Origin of the sequence: Parabacteroides sp. AF27-14 (assembly GCF_003635425.1) — a bacterium.
GTDB classification, from domain to species: Bacteria; Bacteroidota; Bacteroidia; order Bacteroidales; family Tannerellaceae; genus Parabacteroides; species Parabacteroides distasonis.
Genome location: NZ_QTLZ01000005.1, coordinates 212,967 through 234,013, shown reverse-complemented (window position 1 = coordinate 234,013; position 21,047 = coordinate 212,967). Strand labels below are relative to the sequence as shown.

The 21,047-nt window shown below is 45.3% G+C and carries 16 protein-coding genes; 12 read left to right on the top strand and 4 right to left on the bottom strand.

The features are described from left to right. Nucleotides 1–14: 14 nt before the first annotated feature. Both DWY79_RS08000 and DWY79_RS07995 read right to left on the bottom strand, forming a co-directional pair. Nucleotides 15–2,918 (bottom strand): peptidase M26, encoded by a 2,904-nt coding sequence (locus tag DWY79_RS08000; protein ID WP_122369163.1) that lies wholly within the window; start codon nucleotides 2,916–2,918, stop codon nucleotides 15–17. A gap of 119 nt (nucleotides 2,919–3,037) precedes the next feature. Further along, the gene (locus DWY79_RS07995) at nucleotides 3,038–4,747 is read right to left on the bottom strand and encodes a helix-turn-helix domain-containing protein (protein ID WP_122369162.1); all 1,710 of its coding nucleotides are present in this window, start codon (nucleotides 4,745–4,747) and stop codon (nucleotides 3,038–3,040) included. 551 nt (nucleotides 4,748–5,298) lie between these two features. Between DWY79_RS07995 and DWY79_RS07990 the strand changes: the two genes are divergently transcribed. From DWY79_RS07990 to DWY79_RS07955, 9 genes are all read left to right on the top strand, one after another. After that, the gene (locus tag DWY79_RS07990; protein ID WP_005855923.1) at nucleotides 5,299–6,942 is read left to right on the top strand and encodes a diphosphate--fructose-6-phosphate 1-phosphotransferase; all 1,644 of its coding nucleotides are present in this window, start codon (nucleotides 5,299–5,301) and stop codon (nucleotides 6,940–6,942) included. 120 nt (nucleotides 6,943–7,062) lie between these two features. Continuing rightward, nucleotides 7,063–9,369 carry a beta-galactosidase gene (locus DWY79_RS07985; RefSeq protein ID WP_122369161.1) on the top strand — a complete coding sequence of 769 codons (2,307 nt, stop codon included), beginning with the start codon at nucleotides 7,063–7,065 and terminating at the stop codon, nucleotides 9,367–9,369. 381 nt (nucleotides 9,370–9,750) lie between these two features. Next, a complete protein-coding gene (locus DWY79_RS07980; protein WP_122369184.1) occupies nucleotides 9,751–13,050 on the top strand; it encodes a TonB-dependent receptor in 3,300 nt (1,099 codons plus the stop codon). A 35-nt stretch (nucleotides 13,051–13,085) separates the two neighbouring features. Beyond that, nucleotides 13,086–14,849: a RagB/SusD family nutrient uptake outer membrane protein gene (locus DWY79_RS07975; protein WP_122369160.1), complete on the top strand. Its 1,764-nt coding sequence runs from the start codon at nucleotides 13,086–13,088 to the stop codon at nucleotides 14,847–14,849. 110 nt (nucleotides 14,850–14,959) lie between these two features. Then, nucleotides 14,960–15,349 (top strand): hypothetical protein, encoded by a 390-nt coding sequence (locus tag DWY79_RS07970; RefSeq protein ID WP_057326637.1) that lies wholly within the window; start codon nucleotides 14,960–14,962, stop codon nucleotides 15,347–15,349. A 179-nt stretch (nucleotides 15,350–15,528) separates the two neighbouring features. Beyond that, on the top strand, nucleotides 15,529–16,650 hold the full coding sequence (locus tag DWY79_RS07965) for a DUF4249 domain-containing protein (RefSeq protein WP_005868056.1): 1,122 nt from the start codon (nucleotides 15,529–15,531) through the stop codon (nucleotides 16,648–16,650). A 131-nt stretch (nucleotides 16,651–16,781) separates the two neighbouring features. Beyond that, entirely contained in the window at nucleotides 16,782–17,009 is a 228-nt protein-coding gene (locus DWY79_RS07960) for a DUF3791 domain-containing protein (RefSeq protein ID WP_005868058.1), read from the top strand. Between the two features lie 114 nt (nucleotides 17,010–17,123). After that, nucleotides 17,124–17,393, top strand: a complete 270-nt coding sequence (locus tag DWY79_RS22990; RefSeq protein ID WP_233563947.1) for a DUF1016 N-terminal domain-containing protein — start codon at nucleotides 17,124–17,126, stop codon at nucleotides 17,391–17,393. After that, nucleotides 17,377–18,090, top strand: coding sequence for a PDDEXK nuclease domain-containing protein (locus DWY79_RS07955; RefSeq protein ID WP_353884499.1), 714 nt, complete (start codon nucleotides 17,377–17,379; stop codon nucleotides 18,088–18,090). The genes DWY79_RS22990 and DWY79_RS07955 overlap by 17 nt, the downstream gene beginning before the upstream one ends. A 377-nt stretch (nucleotides 18,091–18,467) precedes the next feature. Here DWY79_RS07955 and DWY79_RS07945 read toward each other — a convergent pair whose 3' ends face one another. Together DWY79_RS07945 and DWY79_RS07940 are read right to left on the bottom strand one after the other, a co-directional pair. Next, complete coding sequence (locus DWY79_RS07945) at nucleotides 18,468–18,965, bottom strand: glucosaminidase domain-containing protein (protein ID WP_121956635.1); 498 nt, start codon at nucleotides 18,963–18,965, stop codon at nucleotides 18,468–18,470. 41 nt (nucleotides 18,966–19,006) lie between these two features. Continuing rightward, nucleotides 19,007–19,465 (bottom strand): hypothetical protein, encoded by a 459-nt coding sequence (locus DWY79_RS07940; RefSeq protein ID WP_005855948.1) that lies wholly within the window; start codon nucleotides 19,463–19,465, stop codon nucleotides 19,007–19,009. A 141-nt stretch (nucleotides 19,466–19,606) separates the two neighbouring features. On the opposite strand from DWY79_RS07940, the gene DWY79_RS07935 reads away from it, so the two are divergent. The 3 genes from DWY79_RS07935 (at nucleotide 19,607) to DWY79_RS07925 (ending at nucleotide 20,949) form a co-directional block, all read left to right on the top strand. Next, on the top strand, nucleotides 19,607–19,828 hold the full coding sequence (locus DWY79_RS07935; RefSeq protein ID WP_005868065.1) for a DUF4248 domain-containing protein: 222 nt from the start codon (nucleotides 19,607–19,609) through the stop codon (nucleotides 19,826–19,828). Nucleotides 19,829–20,005: 177 nt separating this feature from the next. After that, nucleotides 20,006–20,332: a hypothetical protein gene (locus DWY79_RS07930; protein WP_005868066.1), complete on the top strand. Its 327-nt coding sequence runs from the start codon at nucleotides 20,006–20,008 to the stop codon at nucleotides 20,330–20,332. Then, on the top strand, nucleotides 20,287–20,949 hold the full coding sequence (locus tag DWY79_RS07925; protein WP_005868067.1) for a nucleotidyl transferase AbiEii/AbiGii toxin family protein: 663 nt from the start codon (nucleotides 20,287–20,289) through the stop codon (nucleotides 20,947–20,949). The genes DWY79_RS07930 and DWY79_RS07925 overlap by 46 nt, the downstream gene beginning before the upstream one ends. Nucleotides 20,950–21,047 lie beyond the last annotated feature (98 nt).

Below are 21,047 nucleotides of genomic sequence, written 5' to 3'. Positions count from 1 at the left end.
GTTTGTTCGTTTATTTATAAATTAGGTTTATCAAATTGCATCTCGGATTTCTTAGGGATCGGAAAGCTGCCTGTTTCGTTGGATGGTATTTCCCATTTTACATCAAAGTCCCATCCAGTAAAGGTCTTTTCCGACTTTAAGTCTTGTAAGCTGAATATGTTCATAATCACAGGATTCGGTTGCTCTACAGTGCCCAGCATGCAGTAATTCCCAAAATAAGAAACGGATGCGGGAGGTGCGAAAAGATACCAATTCTCCCCGACATTCAAGTTCCTGCCTACCCTTACGTTTGGATTGACAACTCCAATTAGGGCATTGGCTCTTTTATTTGAGCGTCCCATATTTATACAATCGGAGATAAGGCAGCTTTGCTGAAGTTGGCCTACCAAGCCTCCGCTGCTATATTGGCCAATCTCTCCGGCGTTTAAGCATTGTGTGATAACGACGGAGTTTTCCACGAAATCATCAAGAGTGGCCGAAACCGAATTGCCGAAACTGACTAACGCTAGCGCACCTCCCATCAAGGCTACAGCGGGAACACCTTCGGGGAAAGTGATAACTGTAACAAAAAGCAAGGCTGAATTGACCGCGCAACAAACACCACTGACAACCGTATGTAGAACTTCTTCGTTTTTTTTGCTTTTAAGGATCTGTTTGGAGAGCAACCCTCTCTTATAATTCATCGCGTCACTATAAATCTGGTGGTTTGCCCCACTTTCAAACCATTCTGTTAATGCCTTTCGATTAGACATGAACCTATTTGTCATATCTTTGCTCCTCAGTTTGATGCTTGCGAACGATAGGTTATCTATTTTATTGGCCAGTTTCGTGTCCATGTCTGATTCCAACATGGCGATATCATGGGTAATGACACCTTTCAGCCTCTCTGTTTCTATAATCTCCGGATGACCGTGTGAAATAAGCCCGAATACGCTAAAACCTTCTGATAAAATATCGATATCATTTAAGACGAGGCTAAGTACTGTAAGGGCGCAGTTAACAAGGATTTCTCCGCTTTCTCCCACGATTTTAGCGAAAGGGACAAATCCGACAAGAGTAGACGCCAGCTCGAATGTGGCAAACCCCAAGGATACGCCATCCATGATCGTCCATTTCTTTGCGTCGCCTACCTCGCCGATCATACCACCGAGGTATGAGGAGCCTGATATCGGCGCGAAATTGGAACAATAGTTCATGGCAAGCGTATTCCCTGCCCTTCCTATCATACCACCGGCATATTCATGGTAGGAGGCTACTTCCCCTAGATTCGTGTTAATACCCAACGAGCCGGCAAGGATGGAACCGGCTATTCCTCCGCTATAAGAGGAGGCGATTACTTTATTGAAATTCGCCGTGTTGGTGATGGAGGCCAAGGGAGCGAATCCTAAAATTCCACCAGCGAAGGATGAATTAGCCTCGATCATACCCTCATTATACGATTTATAAGCGCCAAGTTGCGCCTCACCGCATAATCCTCCTATATAACTGTCGCCGTTTATATTCCCCGAGTTCGAGCAAAAACCGATAAACGTGTTATTATAATAAGTTTTCGGCTGGGTAGTTACCAGTGTGCTTCCGATAATTCCCCCTACGCCCCTGCTTCCTTGCACCGTCCCGCTGTTTCGGCTGGAAATGATGGTGCTCAATCCGCTTCCTCCGGCGATCCCGCCCGTTCCTACATTATATATAGAATTGGCAGGAAGGTTTCCGGGAGGAGCGGTTGTGGATGCGGCACCTTTGATAGTGCCATTATTGCTACATGAATATACATAGAGCGTATCGGCGTACCCAACGATTCCTCCGGCACAATTGTAAGATGCGGTTACCTTGGTATTCCGGTTGTGGGAGTTCGTGATTTGTGTCATTGAGTACACTGTTCCTCCGCCAAGGATTCCTCCTACGGCAATCGCCCCGTTTATAGTGCAATCCTCTACCGAGCAGGAATCTATCCAGAGATTTACGTTCGGGTCTACCATGCCGGCGATCCCGCCTATGGCCATGCCGTCCGTGACTACGCCATCGCTACGGCTTTCGATGGTGGATTTTTTTACTACGCACCCTTTTATAAATGTCTTATTGATGCTTCCCCCCTTGGTGGTAACGGCTCCTACGATAGCCGATAGCGCTCCATAGCCGGTTATGGTGGCTTTCTCGATGGTGAGATTCGAGATGATGGCTTGATTTACGAAGCCGAACAAACTAGCGCCCACGGCGTTTTTATCTAACATTTTCAAATCCCGGATCGTATAGCCGTTGCCGTCATAATAGCCCGTGAAAGGATAACTGGCTGATAATCCGATCTGGTACCAGTTGCCCTCCCAGCCGCATTGGTCATTATAGTTGGCCATGCTAATGTCATTTTGTTGTTCGAAGCAGGTGTAGGAATTAACAAGGTTACCATTGTTGTGGAAGTTGAGGATCGCTTCTTGTATCTTCGCCAAATCATCGGCAGAGGTTATCCGGTACGGATCTTCCGGCGTACCGTTCCCATACAGGCCGATTCGCTCGTCACGGTTGGTTTCGGTGGAGATCCCATTCTCATTGACGGTAATGTAGCACCCCATGCCGAACTCCCCATTCCGCCCGTCAATGTCCGGGCAATCCGATTGGATGGTATATTCCATATATAGTAGCTGGTATTTACCCTCCTTCAGCCCTTTTTCCATAGTGAATAGGGAAGTCCCGGATAATCGCCGGTGCTTGGCTTTCCGTTGGATAATGTTCCCGTCGGGAGTCTTGATGTGGAAAGTCAGGTCTCCATACGTGAAATCTTCGGTTTCTTTCGTGAAACTGATCAGATCGTGTACTCCTTCATAGGTATCCTCTGTGGAGGCCGGGATATCCGGAATGTTTTTGTCATCCGAACATCCCATCAGAATCAAAAGAAAGAAAAGGAGAAAAAAATAATTTGTCTTCATATATAGCTTGTTTTTAGGATTAACAGATATCGTTTCAATATGCGAATAGTAATCCTAAAAGCTGTCCGTGTGGCGCAAAACATTTGTCCGTGTGGCGCAAGTTTTTGAAATATAGTATTTTAATTTTCTTTTTCTTTCTCCGCAAGTTTTCGATATTCGTTAGGAGACAGGCCATAGCTCTGTCGGAAAAGGCGGTAAAATACCGAGCGGGAAGCGAACCCGGAGTCATAGCATATTTGATCGATCGAGAGGGCGGAGGGAGAGGAGAGCAGTTCGGCGGCATGCTTTAGACGAAAGTCATAAATATATTCGCGGACGGTCATATTCCCGCTGTAAGTACGTACGGCTTCCATCAAGTAGGTACGGTTGGTCCCCAAACGTTGTGCCAGATCATCCCGGTTCAAGGTGGGATCGGTGTATAGCTTTTCTTTTTCCAATAACTCGTTCAAGTTTATGAATAAACGTAATTCCCGGGAAAGATCGTTCTCGGGTATTTGCTTAATGGTTTCCACCGCCTTATTCTCCTGCCGGATCTGTTCCTGTATACGTCTGTAAAGCACTTGATTCTTTGCTTTTAGACATTGGGAATAAATGATATATCCCGCTAGCAAAAGGACAAGGAGCAAGCAACCGGTAAAGGCGGCGAACATCCAGTTCCTTGCGTATTGCCTCTCTTGGTTGAGCCGGTCTACCTCGTAAATAGTCCGTAGTTGATCCATCCGAGAGGCGATATCCAACCGGTTTACCGAGTCTTTCACCTGTATATACGTATGATAGAGAGATATACAGGACCGGGGATCTCCGGAATGAGCCAGAAGTTCCGCTTTCTTCAACAAATCGTCCATATAGAAAGATAGGTCGCCCTCATGAGCAGCTAACAGGATATCCATATCCTTGATAGCCCCTTGGTAATCTCCTGTCATTTCCCGTAATTCTCGGCGAGCTTCGTAAAAATGCTCATAGGCGTTGGCCGGGATTTGGGGATGAATAAACCGGACTGCCTCATCCAACAATCGTCTCGCCTCTTTTATTTGCCCTTTCTTTAGGAAAGAGAAGGCTTGGAGAGAGCGGGAGGTGACAGGATAATGTCCGGTAGGATCCACTTTCCCATGCTCGTCCCTCCAGTTGACGAGGGCGGCATAGCTGTCGGCATAACGGGATATGCGTTCCGTGTCGTTTACCTTCAGGGCGGTCATGAAGAGCCATTCGTAAAGAACGGCCGAGATGTAGAGTACTTGGTTCTCGCCATTCTCGTAAGTGGGGCATATAGCGATCCCTTTTTCCAGCGAGGTGAGGGCTTGGTCGTACAAGCCGAGTTTATAATACATGCTGCCTTGTACCTGCAAGGCCATCGTCATGCCTACCGGTTGTTTAACCTGTTGCGCCGTCTCGAACATGGCTGTGGCTTCCTCACGGGCCTCGTCGAACCGTCTTTGCTTGAACAATCCGGATATAAAAGTATTATAGGTGGAGAAGTAGAAACTGTATTGCTTGGCATTCAATATAAAAGGAAGGCTCTCTCGTGCCTCGATGATAGCCGAATCCACGGAGTAGAAATTAAAGAGGCATTGTATGCGATTCAGCCTTGATCGGCAGATGGCCGGGGTGTCGCACCGGTCGATAGCGTCGTTGAGCGTAGCGTCCCAGTCGGCGATATCGTTGGTGGACATGGCTATACGCATCAGTAGATCATGCTTTTCCTTACCCACGCTCGCTGCGGCCCGTTGTCGCAATGAATCTGTCGGGGGATGTCCTTGCGCTTGTATCTCGTTATGAGACGAGATCAGGCAGATAAGCGATAATAGGAGTGCAAGAGGGCTTTTTCGCATCGAATTTTGTGATTAACTAACGTTAATAGAAGGTGTAAATATACGAAGTCTTTTGTGATAATTAGGTGCAAGTTGATGAATAGTTTACTCTATTGTGCCATTGAAGTAGCCTACAGAGTAAACGGATTAAAAAAATACAATAAAGCATTTGTTTGAAATGGTTTATAACTGGCTTATAATTAGATGGATATAAATTATGATGGAGATTTGAGTAAAACACGTACATGTTTTCGAAAAAACACGTACGTGTTTCTTGAAAATTACGTACGTGTTTTTGGAAAAACACGACCGGGTAAAAAATAGTCAAGTAAAATATACAGTAAGCTACCTGTTTTCTCGTGTTCACTTCATGGTGACACACCCTCTTCTTGTTGAAGGTTGATCGGTTATAATGATGAGGGCAAGTTTACCAGTGATTTCCCGGAAGTTTTTTTCGATGCTATTTTGAATGAACATATCCCCCTTCTCTTTTATTAATACGGATTTTTTTCCTTATATTCGCGTCACTTTTGAACACGTATCAAATAATTTCTAAATAAATCAATTAAGAAATGACAAAGAGTGCATTACAAATCGCAAGAGCAGCTTACCAACCGAAGGTACCCGCTGCGTTGAAAGGTGCAGTGAAAGCCGTTGACGGCGAGTATACTCAATCAGTAGCCGATCAGGAAGAAATCAAGAAATTGTTCCCGAACACTTACGGAATGCCGATCGTTACATTCGAGAAGAGTAACGAGGAGAAGGCTATGCCTGTCATGAACGTTGGTGTGATCCTTTCCGGTGGTCAGGCTCCCGGTGGTCACAACGTGATCGCTGGTTTGTTCGACGGTATCAAGGCTCACAACGCAGATTCTCGTCTGTATGGTTTCATCTTGGGCCCGGGCGGTTTGATCGATCATAAATATATGGAATTGACGGCTGATATTATCGACGAGTACCGTAACACGGGTGGTTTCGATATGATCGGTTCCGGTCGTACGAAATTAGAGACGAAAGAGCAATTCGATAAAGGTCTTCAGATCTTGAAGGAACTTGATATCAAGGCTTTGGTTATTATCGGTGGTGACGATTCTAACACGAACGCTTGCGTATTGGCCGAGTATTACAAGGCTATCGGTGCCGGCGTACAGGTAATCGGTTGCCCGAAGACGATCGACGGTGACTTGAAGAACGCCCAGATCGAGACCTCTTTCGGTTTCGACACGGCTTGTAAGGTTTACTCCGAGGTAATCGGTAACATCCAACGTGACTGTAACTCCGCCCAGAAATACTGGCACTTCATCAAATTGATGGGTCGCTCCGCTTCTCATATCGCTTTGGAGTGCGCTTTGCAGACTCAACCGAACGTTTGTATCATCTCCGAGGAGGTTGAGGAGAAGAATATGTCTTTGGACGATATCGTTACTTACGTGGCTGGTATCGTGGCTAAGCGTGCCGCCGAGGGTAACAACTTCGGTACGGTATTGATCCCTGAGGGCTTGATCGAGTTCGTTCCGGCTATGAAACGCTTGATCGCCGAGTTGAACGACTTCTTGGCTAAGCACGACGCTGAGTTCAAGATGATCAAGAAGAGCGAGCAACGTGCTTATATCATCAGCAAGTTGACGAAGGAGAACTCTGATCTGTACGCTTCTCTTCCGGAGGGCGTAGCTCGTCAGCTGTCTTTGGATCGTGACCCGCACGGAAACGTACAGGTTTCTTTGATCGAGACCGAGAAGTTATTGTCTGAGATGGTTGGCAAGAAATTGGCTGAGTGGAAAGCCGAGGGCAAGTACGTAGGCAAGTTCGCCGCACAACACCACTTCTTCGGTTACGAAGGTCGTTGCGCCGCTCCGTCTAACTACGATGCGGACTACTGCTACTCTTTGGGTTACACGGCATCTTGCTTGATCGCCGCCGGTAAGACAGGTTATATGTCTTCCGTACGTAACACGACCGCTCCCGCTGATCAATGGATCGCCGGTGGTATCCCTGTTACTATGATGATGAACATGGAAAAACGTCATGGCGAGATGAAGCCGGTTATCCAGAAGGCTTTGGTTAAGCTTGACGGCGCTCCTTTCAAGGCATTCGCCGCAAACCGTGACGAGTGGGCTTTGACTACTAGCTACGTATACCCGGGTCCGATCCAGTACTTCGGTCCGACGGAGGTTTGCGACCAGCCGACTAAGACTTTGCAGTTGGAGCAAGCTTAATACAGACTTATACATTATATAATATATAAGCTAGGGAGGATGTCATTTATTTGGCATCCTCTTTTTATTTACATACATTTGCCACGAGATCTTAAACCTAAAAATAAATCTTTATAACACATGGATTCCATGAACAAGAAAATCACCTATCTATTGCTCCTTTTGATGCTGATACCTGTCGGCTCGTTCGCCAAGGAGAAACGTACGTTCGAGATCAAGGACGGTCATTTTTATGTAAACGGGAAGGTAACCCCGATCCTCTCGGGTGAGATGCATTACCCTCGTATCCCCCACCAATATTGGCGGCATCGCCTTCGGATGATGCGAGCGATGGGCTTGAATACGGTCGCTACCTATGTCTTCTGGAACCTGCACGAGACGGAGCCGGGTAAATGGGATTTCGAGGGAGACAAGAATCTGGCCGAGTATATCCGGATAGCGGGAGAGGAGGGATTGATGGTGATCCTCCGTCCCGGCCCCTACGTATGCGCCGAGTGGGAGTTCGGCGGTTATCCGTGGTGGTTGCAGAATATACCGGGCATGGAGATCCGCCGGGATAACCCGGAGTTCTTGAAACGCACGAAGCTTTATATCGATAAGCTTTACGAGCAGGTCGGCGACTTGCAGGTATCGAAAGGCGGCCCTATCATCATGGTGCAGGCCGAGAACGAGTTCGGCTCTTACGTGGCGCAACGTAAGGATATCCCCTTGGAGGAGCATCGCCGCTACAACGCCAAGATCAAGCGGCAATTGGCGGACGCCGGTTTCAACGTGCCTCTGTTCACCTCGGACGGAAGCTGGTTGTTCGAGGGCGGTTCCACCCCGGGAGCGTTGCCTACGGCGAACGGGGAGAGTAACGTGGAGAACTTGAAAAAGGTGGTGAACGAGTATCACGGGGGAGTAGGCCCGTATATGGTAGCCGAGTTTTATCCCGGCTGGCTGATGCACTGGGCGGAACCATTCCCCGATATAAGCGATTCCGGCATAGCGAGGCAGACGGAGACGTACCTCCAAAACGATGTCTCTTTCAATTTCTATATGGTTCATGGCGGTACGAATTTCGGCTTCACCAGTGGCGCCAATTACGACAAGAAGCATGATATCCAGCCGGACTTGACCAGCTACGACTACGACGCCCCGATCAGCGAGGCGGGTTGGGTGACCCCGAAGTTCGACTCGATCCGCAACGTGATCCGGAAATACGTCACCTATGACGTCCCCGAGGCTCCGGCCCCTATACCGCTGATCGAGATCCCGTCGATCTCCTTGACGAAGGTAGCCGATGTGTTGGCCTTGGCGAAAGAAGGGGAACCGGTAACGTCTCCGACACCTCTCACGTTCGAGCAATTGAACCAAGGATACGGCTACGTCTTGTACTCAACCCATTTCAACCAACCCCTGAAAGGCCGTCTGGAGATACCGGGCTTGCGTGATTACGCTACGATCTACGTGGATGGCGAGCGTGTCGGCGAGTTAAACCGTTGTTTCAACCAATATGCGATGGAGATCGATATCCCGTTCAACGCTACCTTGGACATCTTGGTGGAGAACATGGGGCGTATCAATTATGGCGAGGAGATCGTCCGCAATACGAAGGGGATCATCAGCCCGGTCAAGATTAACGGCAGCGAGATATCGGACTGGAAGATGTACAAGCTCCCGATGGACCGGATGCCGGCTTTGGCCTCCGGTGAACCTTATGTCTATAAGAATGGCTCGCCCGAGGTAGCGGCGTTGGGGAATAAGCCGGTTCTCTACGAGGGAACCTTCCACCTGTCTGATACCGGCGATACGTTTATCGATATGGAGGATTGGGGAAAGGGCATTATTTTCATCAATGGCATCAATATCGGTCGCTATTGGTACGCCGGCCCTCAGCAAACGCTTTACATACCGGGCGTATGGCTGAACAAAGGAGAGAATAAAATCGTTATTTATGAGCAGCTGAATAATGACCGGAAGTCGAGCGTACGGACGGTCAAGACTCCTGTCTTGACAAAACTAAAGAAAATTACAGCCATGGAGAAAAAGAATCGTTTGATGGATAAAGCGGTAAGCCCGTTTAGCGTGGATGAGACGATGCGGCGGATCGAGGAGATTATCAAGTCTCAAGGAGGTTCCGTGTTCGCCGTGTTCGATCATGGGCGAAACGCTAGCGAGGTAGGGATGAAGCTGCCTCCGAATAAGGTGATCGTCTTCGGCTCGCCGAAAGTCGGGACTTTATTGATGCAGCAAGATCCATCTATCTCTTTGGAGCTGCCGCTACGTATCTCCGTTTGGGAAGATGCGGACGGCAAGGTTTGGATCGGTTCCCCGAATCTGGAGACGATCGCCTCCGAATACGGGATGGAAAACAGCGGCGTCATCGAGAAGATGCAAGAGGCCGTAACGAATATCGTGAGTAAATCGATAGCCGGCAGCCGGTAAGGCTCACGGATCTAATGCGATAAGAGCTTAGGAGGATGTCGGTAAAACGGTGTCCTCTTTTCTTTTATATGGCCCAAGAGACTCATTTACCGTGCTGTAGATTGATAATAAGGTTTAAAAGTCTTCGGAAAAATTAGGAATAGATTGTATTTTTTTCTGCGGTTTTTAACATATTGTTGATTCTTGTGAAGGTGTCTTTTTGTTAACAAGAATAAGCCTTATTGGGTCTATAATAGCTATTTGTACGAACACATATCCGCAAGTTCAAGGGAATGTGAAAAAAATATGCATACTATTGTTGTTTATTAAGAATAATAATTTATATTTGTACCCGTATCCGAAGAGTGGATATAATTATTAATGTTAACCTATTTTTGTGTTATGATGAACAAACAGTTGGCTTTTGTTAAAAGCGGGCTGGGTTTGGCACTTTGTTTCCTTATGGTCGGTGCGGGTGTAACCCCTCCAATCCACGCGTCTAACGCGAATGTGTCCATCTCCCAACAAGCTAAGAAAGTTACCGGTACGGTAACTGACGCAAAGGGTGAACCCCTTTTGGGTGTAAATGTTGTAGTAAAAGGTACTACAAACGGTACGATTACCGACCTTGACGGTAAGTATTCCTTGGAAGTTGAGCCCAACTCCATTTTAGTCGTTTCCTACATTGGTTATGTATCTCAGCAAATTCCTGCTTCGGGAGAAGTGGTAAATGTGACTTTGAAAGAAGATACGCAAAACCTTGATGAGGTAGTAGTAGTAGGTTACGGTACGCAGCAGAAGAAAGATATCACAGGCTCCGTGGCAGTAGTCGATACGAAAGACCTTTTGGCATCTTCCGGATCTTCCGCTACCCAGCAGTTGCAAGGTAAGGCTGCCGGTGTATATATCGGTCAGTCAGGTTCCCCCGGTTCCCAGTCTATGGTTCGTATTCGTGGTATCAATACGGTTAATGATAATGGTCCGTTGTACGTAATTGATGGCGTATCAACACGTAACCAAGATTTAAGCTCCTTGAACCCGAACGATATCGAGAGTATGCAGGTATTGAAGGATGCCTCCTCCGCCGCTATCTATGGTGCGCAGGCGGCCAATGGTGTTATCTTGATTACGACGAAAAAAGGTACCCGATCCGGTCAACCTAAATTGACTTATGATGGATATGTCGGTGTTCAGAAAACAGGCAAGCGCTATGACGTTTTGAATTCTATGGATCGTGTGAACTTGGAATGGGACGCAAAGGCTAGTAACTATGCATTGTTAGGTTCCAATGAACTTCCTTCACACGTGCAATTCGGAACAGGTGAACGTCCTTCTATTCCTAATTATTTGACGCAAGCTGGTGCGGGTGGTCGTACGGATATTAATCCCGGCGATTATAATTACCCGGGTACGACTTATGCGCCGTTCTCTGACACAAATTGGTGGGATGAGGTAGACCGTGCGGCTATGATTCAAAACCATCAAGTTGGCTTATCTGGTGGTACTGAAAAGGGACAATATAATTTAAGTGCGAATTACTTCAAGCAAGATGGTACGGTTATTGATTCTTACTACCAGAGATATCAAGTACGTGCTAACACCTCTTTCAATGTTCGTGATTGGTTACGGGTAGGAGAGAATTTAACTTATGCGTTTACGAAAGATAATGGCTTGAACTCTAGCGGCGCTGAGAGTAATCCATATTCTTGGACTTATCGTGCTTCTCCTTATGTACCGGTATATGATATCGCAGGTAATTTTGCCGGTTCAAAATTCGCTGGAACGGGTAACTTCCAGAACCCGGTTGCCAATCAAAAGAGAAATAAGGATAATTACTATACACATAACCGCGTATTTGGTAACCTATGGGCAGAGGCCGATATTATCAAGGGATTAACTTTTAGAACGAATTTCGGTTTGGACTATACGAATGGTTATTATTATCGTATGGAAAAGAAGAACCCTGAGTTTTCTGAGTCAATGGGCCAAAACAATTTTGAAGAGCAATCTGATTTTAATTATCGTTGGGTTTGGACTAATACTTTGACTTACGACAAGACATTCAATGAGGTTCATAAATTGACTGTCTTGCTTGGTACCGAGGCTATTCGTGATGGTTTGGGACGTACGCTGAAAGGTCGTCGTTACAATTATTTGTACGAGGATAATACGAATACTTGGGAGTTGAATATGGGTGAGAATAACGCACAACGTATCGCAGAATCAAAATATAAAGGTGAATTTGCCTTGTTTGGTCTGTTTGGGCGTGTAGATTACGCTTATAATAATAAGTATCTGTTGACAGGTATTATCCGTCGTGATGGTGTCTCTCGTTTCTCGGAGAATAATCGTTACGGTGTATTCCCTTCTATCTCTGCTGGTTGGCGTATCTCTGAAGAGGCTTTTATGGAGAAAACAAAAGACTGGTTAGATGACTTGAAGCTTCGTTTTGGCTTTGGTGTTACCGGTAACTCAGAAGTGCCTCGTATTACGAACTTCGCCTACGAATATAGAACATTGCCAAAGAAAACAAACTATGACTTTACGGGTTCTAATACCTCTACCTCTTTAGGTTATCGTTTGGATAAATTTGGTAACGAGGATACGAAATGGGAGACCACCCAAATGTTTAATGTCGGTTTGGATGGAACATTCTTGAACGGCAAATTCGGTGCCGGATTGGAGTGGTACTATAAGAAAACGACAGATATGTTGATTGCGGCTCAATATTCCGCTTTGGCTGGTGAATCTTCAAAACCGTACATCAACTTTGGTGATATGAAGAATACGGGTGTTGACTTCAACTTCAACTATCGAGACAGTAAGGGCGATTGGTCATGGGATTTCTCTTTGAACCTATCTCATTATAAGAATGAGGTTGTTAAGATCTCTGAGGCTGATGATGCTTCTATGTGGGGAGGCGGTACACGTATCTCTGGTAATGTAACTCGTACGACAAAGGGACATGCTATCTCTGAGTTCTATGGATATAAGGTGAATGGATTCTATGAGAACGTAGATGAAGTACTTGCGTTACCTCCTCTGGGGCAAGATGTTAAAAATGCGGAGGACGCTAAGGCTTGGGTCGGTAAGTTTAAATTCGCTGATACAGATGGAAATGGTAAGTTGGATGGAAATGACCGCACCTTTATCGGTTCTCCTCATCCTGACTTGATCGCCGGTTTGAACGCTACTGTAACGTGGAAAAACTGGGATTTGACGGCATTTTTCTACTCAACGATCGGAAATGATTTGTTCAACAATACGAAATACTTTACTGATTTCTGGTTATTCGAGGGTAATAAATCTTCTCGCATGAGAGATTTGTCTTGGAAACCGGGTGCTGACAATAGCAAAGCAGTCTTACCTGTTTTGGATTATCTTGATACCTATTCCGGAACGAACTCTAGCTCATACTATGTAGAGAATGCCTCTTTCGTTAGATTGAAGAATTTGGTCCTAGGTTATACATTCCCGAAGGAGTTGATGAAGAAGGCTACTATCTCTAATTTACGTATTTATGTGCAAGCGGAGAACTTATTCACCATTACAGGATATGATGGTTTGGATCCCGAGTATACAAATGCGGAAATGAAAGATGTGGATGACAACGGTGTCGGTGCTGACTTGAAGAGAGGTATTGATATGGGCGGTTGGCCTTCAACAAGACGTTTCTTGTTTGGTGTAAACTTTGCGTTCTAAGGTGTGTATGTTTTAATTTAATTTAAAGAATCGTTATGAAAAGTAAATATATTTTGGCGATAGGCTATCTTGCTGCGCTTTCATTTAGTTCTTGCGGCGATGACTTCTTGGGGAAAGAACCTCAAGGAGCATTGACACCGGACGCTCTAGCCAATCCAACGGGTGTGGAATTGTTAACTGTTAGTGCCTATGCAGGCTTGGCTGTTCCGGTGGATGGTTATGATCCTTATCAAGCATCTCCATTTAACTGGGTATGGGGTGGTATTTATGGTGGTGACGCCAATAAAGGTTCCGACCCGGGTGACCAATCCGTGGTGAATGAGATAGAGATGTATAATACTCTGTCTACTAATGGCTATATAGCGCAGAAGTGGGCGTGGGTTTATGTAATGGCTAAACGAGTGAACTTAGCTCTTCAAGCTTGGCAAGGCGCTGAAGGTATGCCGGGTATGAGCGATACCGATCGTAAAAGCCGCTATGGTGAGTTGAAGTTCTTGCGTGCATTGGCTTATTTTGAGGGAATTCGTGTGTTTGGTCCATTTATTCCTTGGGTTGATGAGACCTATACGGAGAATGATCCTAAAGTACATAATGATATTAATATTTATGATAATGTACTGAAGGATATTGACGATGCGATCGCTAATCTTCCGGAAACTCAGACTGAAGTTGGTCGTGCGAATGTTTGGGCTGCGAAAGCATTAAAAGGTAAAATCTTAATGCATAAAGGAGACATCGCTGCCGCGAAAACTGTTTTAGCTGATGTCGTGAATAATGGTACAACCAGTAGTGGGGCAGCTTATGGATTGGAGGACGATCTGGATAACAACTTCAATGCGCTGACTGAGAATGGTAAAGAGGCTATTTTCTCTGTTCAATATTCTGCTGCTGACGAAAACACTGGTGGTGCTCCTTTCTGTCTGAATTATCCGCATAACTCAGGTCCCGGTGGATGCTGTGGTTTCTATCAACCTTCTTTCGAATTAGTGAACTCTTTCCAAGTGGATGCGCAAGGTTTACCTTATTTGAATGGTGAATATAGAAATAAAGCGACTGTTTCAAGGAAAGGTACGGGAACAAATGAGCCATTTGTCGTAACAGATAATAGTATTGCGGTAGACCCTCGTTTGGATTTTGCTGTAGGTCGTTATGGAATCCCTTACAAAGATTGGGGTATGCCTAAGGATGACTGGGTTCGTAATCCTGTAAATGGTGGTATCTTTATGCCGAAGAAACACGTGTTTAGTAAGGCGGAAGAGGCCGCTGGCATGAAGAACTTATTTAATGGTTGGGCACCGGGTTCTGCTATGAATATGCAATATCTTAGTGTGCGTGACATTAAATTGTTGTACGCTGAAGCTTTAGCTGACGCTGGTCAATTATCTGAGGCGATGACACAAGTAAACGATGTTCGTAGACGTGCAGCTTTGGATGTGAATATTATTAAGTTAGAAAACGGTCAAGCGGCCGCAAACTATAAGGTCGCTGAATATCCTACGTCGCATGCGGCTTTCACAAGCAAAGATGTTTGTATCAAGGCAATCCGTATGGAGCGTAAGCTTGAGTTGGCGATGGAAGGTGAGCGTTGGTTCGACTTGGTTCGTTGGGGTGGTGATGTAATGTCCTCAGAGTTGAGCGCTTATATCAATTACGAAAAGCAATATATTCCGAAATTTGCGGCAGCCTCTGTGCTTCCTGCGGCAAAGACTATGCTTCCTGTTCCTGATGACCAAGTATTGACCATGGGTAACGACGAGAACGGCAAACCTTATTTGGTTCAGCCGGATGCTTGGAAATAAAATATTTATTTCGAATTGAGAATAGGATACTTGATTTGCAAGTATCCTATTTCTTGCTTGAAGTAAGTTTGTAGTTGTATATGTATTTATTAATTTAAATTTTTAGAGCCATGAAGAAAGTTCTGTTTATTATGCTTGCATTATTATCAATGCAGTTTATGTATGCTCAGCAAACTAATATTGACGTGGACAAAGAAAATATAGAAGAGTCTATATTACAAGCTAATGCGGCAAATGGGATAGTTGCTACTATATCAGGCCCTATTAACGTAACACTAAATGGGGGTTATGCCCAAGAAGAGTATCATCTGGAATATAGCCCTTTAATACCGGGTGCTAGATTGGAATGGAGTATACGAGCACCGCAAGCTTATATAACACCTTGGACAAATCATTGTTCGGTTAGTTTTTATGCAGTTGGTGGCGCTCGTTTAGTATGCGATATTTATGATGGTAATACGTGGGTTGGCGCTGGGACAACTTATATAAATATAAGGTAATGGTATATTAAAATATCTGAAATTAAGAGGGGCGATTAAGATTTCTGATAAAAACTTAATTGTCCCTTTATAATTTAAAAGGATGATTTTAGAACTTAAAGTTTTGTTGTTATAAGCCTTATTGATATGATTTTTTATCAATAGATTAATGAATTTTCCCAACCAAAGAAAGTGTATATATGAAAAGATTATATATGTACATAACAGGGTTACTAACACTCATGGGTTGTATCTCCGATTATGAGCCTGATATTGTGAACCAAATAGGTGGTTTGCTGGTAGTGGATGGTTTTATAACTAATGATACGACTCGGATACGATTGAGCCATAGCGTAAGGATGTTGGATGAGTTTGAGGAAGGGGAGTCGATAACGGATGCGAATGTTTTTGTTGAATCAGATAAAGGAGCTGTTTTTGAAACGTTGAACGTGAGTAAAGATGGAGTTTATACAATACCGATGGGAGAGTTAAATCCTGCGTATAAATATAGATTATCAATAAATTGGAATAATAAAGAATATAAATCGGAATATTTGAATCCTCTAGATACTCCGGTGATCGATAGTATATCTGTTGAAAGTTCAGCATCAGAAACTCCTGTATATATCTGCGTAACTACACATGATAACAAGGTAGAGCCAACTTATTATAAATGGACTTATCAGGAGATATGGGAATTCCATGTAGATCTATTTGCAAACGCTGGTTTTTTAGATGATAAATTCACTTTATTTCAGAAGCATACATCTAAAAATACTTATTATTGCTGGGGACGTGATAGTTCTAAGGCGATGTTATTGGAATCGACAAATAAACTGACTGTAAATCTTATCTATAAGAGAAAATTGATAGAGATCCCCCGTGATCATGATAAATTGACAATGCTTTATTATATAGACGTTAAGCAAAACCGTATACGTAAAGAAGCGTATGACTATTTTGTGAATTTACAAAGGAACATAGAACAGGCTGGGAGTATTTTCTCTCCAATTCCTTCGGAAAGAAGAGGTAATATATCTTGCGTATCAGATCCTAAAGAATGGGTGATAGGCTATGTGGATGTAACTAATACAACGATTATGAAACGCTTTATGCCGGAACTAAGAGATTTCTATGAAACTTCTTATGACTGTGCGAAAAATATCTTAACAGGAATAGCACCAGATGGTTATACCTATTACATTTATAGTGGATCACCAACCACTCCAAATATTTATGCTCCTTTTCGCTGTGTAGACTGTACCCATGATGGGCGAGGTACCAAGAATAAACCCTCTTGGTGGCCTACGGATCATTATTGATTATTGAGGTGGATATATGCTTGGGATTAGGTATAAAAGATATATATTCGATCAAAATTTACCGATGGCTTTTTAGAAGCGGGTTTATGGAAAATACCTATATTTGTAAAAACGTATAATTGAGAATCGGTATGAATAGTGATATATTGAGGGATAAGGCGGAATATCTGATGTCGCTTATCAGTCATTTTGCCGAGCGGAATGGGCTAAGTATACCACAGGTCTATCGTTATGTCAAACGATATGGTGGCATATGTTTGGTTGACGAGCATTATGACATTATGCATACGTTGAGATTCATCGATGCGTTGGAATCAATGACTATGTACATGAAACGCCAAGGAGGGGCTGTGGGATGATTAATTTATTTTTATTATGGCAGATGATATTTTGAATTTAGCCACATCGGAAGAACTATTGTATAATGATGTATGTGGCATTATAGATGGAGTACGTGTAAAGTAGCTACCTATTTGAATACTGAGATATGTATGACGAATTGGTATGTAGGCAAACGTATTAAGGAAGATATACTATACAATCAGCGTGCCGAATATGGTAAACAAGTCATCAAAAAATTGGCTACCCGGCTAACTGTAAAATATGGAAGCGGATGGGGATATGGTAAACTCAAACATTGTGTACGCAGTGCGTATCTTTTTTCAGAAGACGAGATTGGATATGCGGTGCGTAGCCCAATTGACTTGGACTCATCTTCGTTCGCTTATGGGAGTAAAAGATGAGCTAGCTCGCTCGTTCTATGTGGAAATGTGCAGAATGGAGCATTGGGATACTCGCACACTTGATGAAAAAATAGATTGTCAACTTTATGAGCGTACAGCCATTAGCCGTAAACCCGAAGATATGATACGCAAAGAGCTGAACGAGATAAAGGAAAACAACCAGCTATTGCCCGACCTTATATTTCGCAGCAGTTACTTTCTTGATATGCTTGGGCTTCCTGATATATTCTCGGAGAAAGATCTCGAAATGGCAATTCTTTCCCAAATACAGCTTTTCATTAAGGAAATGGGGACAGATTTTGCTTTCCTTGACCGTCAAAAGCGGATTACCGTAGATGCGGTTGATTACTATATTGATTTGCTGTTCTTCCATCGTGGCTTAAAGCGTCTGATAGCGATCGATCTCAAATTGGGGAAGTTCAAGCCCGAATACGAAGGGCAAATGTTACTATATCTTCGCTATTTGAACAAGAACGAGCGAAAAGAAGGTGAAGAATCTCCAATCGGGTTAATTCTTTGTTCGGAAGGCAATACAGAGCATATCGAATATCTAATGCTTGACGAAGATAGTCCGATAAAGGTAGCGCAATATTACACAAAACTACCCGATAAGAAAGTGCTTTCCGAAAAATTGAGGCGAGCGATATCAATCGCAAGGGAACATTATTCCGAATTACGACAAACGAAAGATATATGACACTATTTTACCGGGTACGTAACTCGTGCCCGGTAAAAGAACTTAATCTTTGATATTCCCATTTCCCCTAATATCCCCAGTACTTCAAGAGGCACCCCGCGCACCCCGCTATGAGGAGGGTGTAGCCGGAGATACCCAGCCAGTCCGCCCCGGGGGGCGGTGGGGAGGAGGGGTGCCGTCGTGGCGGAAGAGCGTCAGCGAGGCGCCGATCGCCGCTAGCGTCACCTCCGTCTCCCGCATGAGGAGGGAGAGGAGGGCTAGCAGGAGAAGGAGCAGCGCCGGTAGCGTCTGTCGTTTCGGGAACAGGGGGATGCTGCGGGAAGATGACCCGGAGGAGCGCCGTGAGGCAACGGAGGATGAGTTCAAGGTATTTCATTTTAGTTGACAGTTGGTGATAGGGACGGCATCTGCCCGCCCTTTTGATTAACGATTGATAGTTGCGAGCTGACTTTTCGGCAAAGCTGGACGATCAGCTTACGATAGGCTTCCCGGTTGTCGCCGTTCACCTCGCTGATGTAGGGGCTGTAGGCGATCTCCTTGGCGAAGGCCGTAGGGTTGGCGCTCATGTCGGCCGCCCGGGGATAGGCCGAGCGAAGCAGGCGGCAGTAATCCATGAACGAGCACTTATCGTCCGGGTAGATCCGGAAACGTAGCGAGCGGGGCGACAGCTCCGTCCACCGGCCGGTCCACCATACGTTGGGCAACCCGTAGGCCGTGATGCCGAAAAAGTTATGATACTCCCGGCAGAGCGTACTCTCGCCCCAACCCGTCTCGATGGCCGCCTGCGCCAAGATCACCACCGGATCGATCCGGAACGCCCGCCCGGCCTCCCCAGCCAGCGGAGCGTATTCACGTATAAAAACAGAAATCTCCATATCACTTAATTTTCAATTTTCAATTCTCAATTTTCAATTCCCTAAATCTCGTCCGGGCTCTCGGAATCGCCCCCGCCACCTCCCGGGGTCACCTCCCCGTTCGAGTACTCGGTGTACTCACGGAGCTTGGCCGTCAGCTTAAGCGAGGCGCTGGAGAGATTGCCCGTGGCACGGGCACGGAGGCGTACGCCGATGATATTGCCTTGCGTGGAGAAATCCTCCGGCGTGACGGCCCCCTTCGAGCGGATACCCACGCTGAAGATGCCGAGGTCGTCTATCTTCACGTTCTTGCCGTCCATCAGCAGCTCCTTGATACAATTCACCATGTCCTTCAGCATGCCGTGGATGGCGCCGGTGGAGAAGGGGGTGTTGTGGGTGGACATGTGCTCGGCCAAGGCGGCGATGTCTACCGTCTCCTCGCATACGGCACGGGCATACCACTTGTTGAAGGTTGTCACGTTCTTCTCGTTCTTGTTTTGATACTTCTTGTAGCGGATCATAATGTGTTGTTTTTTAATGTTGATACAAAGATACGGCAGGGCGTGGGGGCTTTGTCGCTTTGGGTGACTTAGGGTGATTTCGGGTGAATTATTTCTCCGGAAAATGATGGATATATGCCGGAGATTCACTATCTTTAGGATATGGAAACGACATTCAAGATACGAGCATACGGGCGGATGGAGCTGGCCGAGGTCTACCTGCCCGACCTGCATCCCCGCTCGGCCCACCGCAAGCTGCAACATTGGATAACGATCTATCCCGGCCTGCCCGGTCGCCTCCTCTCGCTGGGTTATCACGAGGGCGAGCGGGTCTATTCGCCCGCCATGGTGCGGGCCATCATCGAGTCGCTCGGCGAGCCGTGAGAGCCGGATGGTATCCGGGTGGAATAGGGGCGCTAAGTCAATGGAAAGCGAGACGGATTCCATTGACTTAGCGACCGTATCTCATTGGTTTCCGAGCCGTGTCTCAATAAAAAGCGCATGGAAATTGTATACCCCAGTAAAATACAGTAGATTTGTATATTATAAAAAGGATGGAAAATGACTATATTTGATGAATATAAGACATATACAGGAGACTCTTCAATCTCTCCCTCCTTGCTTTGGGAGTATGACCTGTCACATTTTGACTGGTGGAAATCCCGGAAGATTGTGGTACAGCGTGTCATTGAAAGAGGATGGTTGAAGGATTTTTATGCCGCATTCAATTTATATGGAGGTATAGAGGGATTCCGGGAAATAATAAAAGAACTCCCAAGCTTATCTCCACGAGACATGAATTTTGTTTGTATTGTCTTTAATCTTGAAAAGGAGGAACTAAAATGTTACACACGGAAGTTGTCTCGGGAAAAACACTTGAACTCCTGAAAAAGCTGGAAGCGGAAAATGCGATGACCCGTTTTAATCTGGCGGGAGGAACTTCTTTAGCCCTGTATTTAGGACATAGGAGAAGTGTGGATTTAGATCTTTTCACTCCGAAACCGTTTGATGCGGCGGAATTGGAGAGATTTCTTATGGATAAATATGGATTCCGTACCGGCTTTATGGAGAGGAACACCTTGAAAGGTTCCATAGACGGAATAAAGATTGACTGCATTACCCACTCTTATGAGTATCTTGAAAAGCCATATATCGAGTACGGTATAAGATTGTACAGCATGCAGGATATTATTGCCATGAAGCTCTCTGCCATCGCCGACGATGGGTCACGGCTAAAGGATTTCATCGACATCGCTTTCCTCTCCACCCGTTTCCCTTTCAATTCCATGTTGGGAATGTATGAGCGTAAATTTCCGGGGGCAAATGTCATCAGGCCCTTCAAGGCCATTACTTATTTTGAGGATATAGATTTCGATGAGGATATCGTTATGCTGAATGGCAAATACGATTGGAGAGCAATTGAGAGGAGATTGGTTGATATGACTAGAAATCAAGATAAGGTCTTTGATTCGTTCCCATTTCCTCTGAAGGGAAAAAGGTCTTGATTTGTAATAGAAAGGATATCCATAACTCTTTTTGAGGAGCTTTATGAGCTTCGCTGAAACATAGCGGGGTGCGCAAGGGTGCGCATCTTTACGTGTTT

Excerpts from the sequence above, each read along its gene's own strand:
- DWY79_RS07985 (WP_122369161.1), top strand. The coding sequence starts at position 7,063 with ATGGATTCCATGAACAAGAAAATCACCTATCTATTGCTCCTTTTGATG.
- DWY79_RS07975 (WP_122369160.1), top strand. The coding sequence starts at position 13,086 with ATGAAAAGTAAATATATTTTGGCGATAGGCTATCTTGCTGCGCTTTCA.
- DWY79_RS07990 (WP_005855923.1), top strand. The coding sequence starts at position 5,299 with ATGACAAAGAGTGCATTACAAATCGCAAGAGCAGCTTACCAACCGAAG.
- DWY79_RS07995 (WP_122369162.1), bottom strand. The coding sequence starts at position 4,747 with ATGCGAAAAAGCCCTCTTGCACTCCTATTATCGCTTATCTGCCTGATC.
- DWY79_RS07930 (WP_005868066.1), top strand. The coding sequence starts at position 20,006 with ATGACTATATTTGATGAATATAAGACATATACAGGAGACTCTTCAATC.
- DWY79_RS07945 (WP_121956635.1), bottom strand. The coding sequence starts at position 18,965 with ATGGAGATTTCTGTTTTTATACGTGAATACGCTCCGCTGGCTGGGGAG.
- DWY79_RS07925 (WP_005868067.1), top strand. The coding sequence starts at position 20,287 with ATGTTACACACGGAAGTTGTCTCGGGAAAAACACTTGAACTCCTGAAA.
- DWY79_RS07960 (WP_005868058.1), top strand. The coding sequence starts at position 16,782 with ATGAATAGTGATATATTGAGGGATAAGGCGGAATATCTGATGTCGCTT.
- DWY79_RS07935 (WP_005868065.1), top strand. The coding sequence starts at position 19,607 with ATGGAAACGACATTCAAGATACGAGCATACGGGCGGATGGAGCTGGCC.
- DWY79_RS07940 (WP_005855948.1), bottom strand. The coding sequence starts at position 19,465 with ATGATCCGCTACAAGAAGTATCAAAACAAGAACGAGAAGAACGTGACA.
- DWY79_RS07965 (WP_005868056.1), top strand. The coding sequence starts at position 15,529 with ATGAAAAGATTATATATGTACATAACAGGGTTACTAACACTCATGGGT.
- DWY79_RS07970 (WP_057326637.1), top strand. The coding sequence starts at position 14,960 with ATGAAGAAAGTTCTGTTTATTATGCTTGCATTATTATCAATGCAGTTT.
- DWY79_RS07955 (WP_353884499.1), top strand. The coding sequence starts at position 17,377 with ATGGGAGTAAAAGATGAGCTAGCTCGCTCGTTCTATGTGGAAATGTGC.
- DWY79_RS07980 (WP_122369184.1), top strand. The coding sequence starts at position 9,751 with ATGATGAACAAACAGTTGGCTTTTGTTAAAAGCGGGCTGGGTTTGGCA.
- DWY79_RS08000 (WP_122369163.1), bottom strand. The coding sequence starts at position 2,918 with ATGAAGACAAATTATTTTTTTCTCCTTTTCTTTCTTTTGATTCTGATG.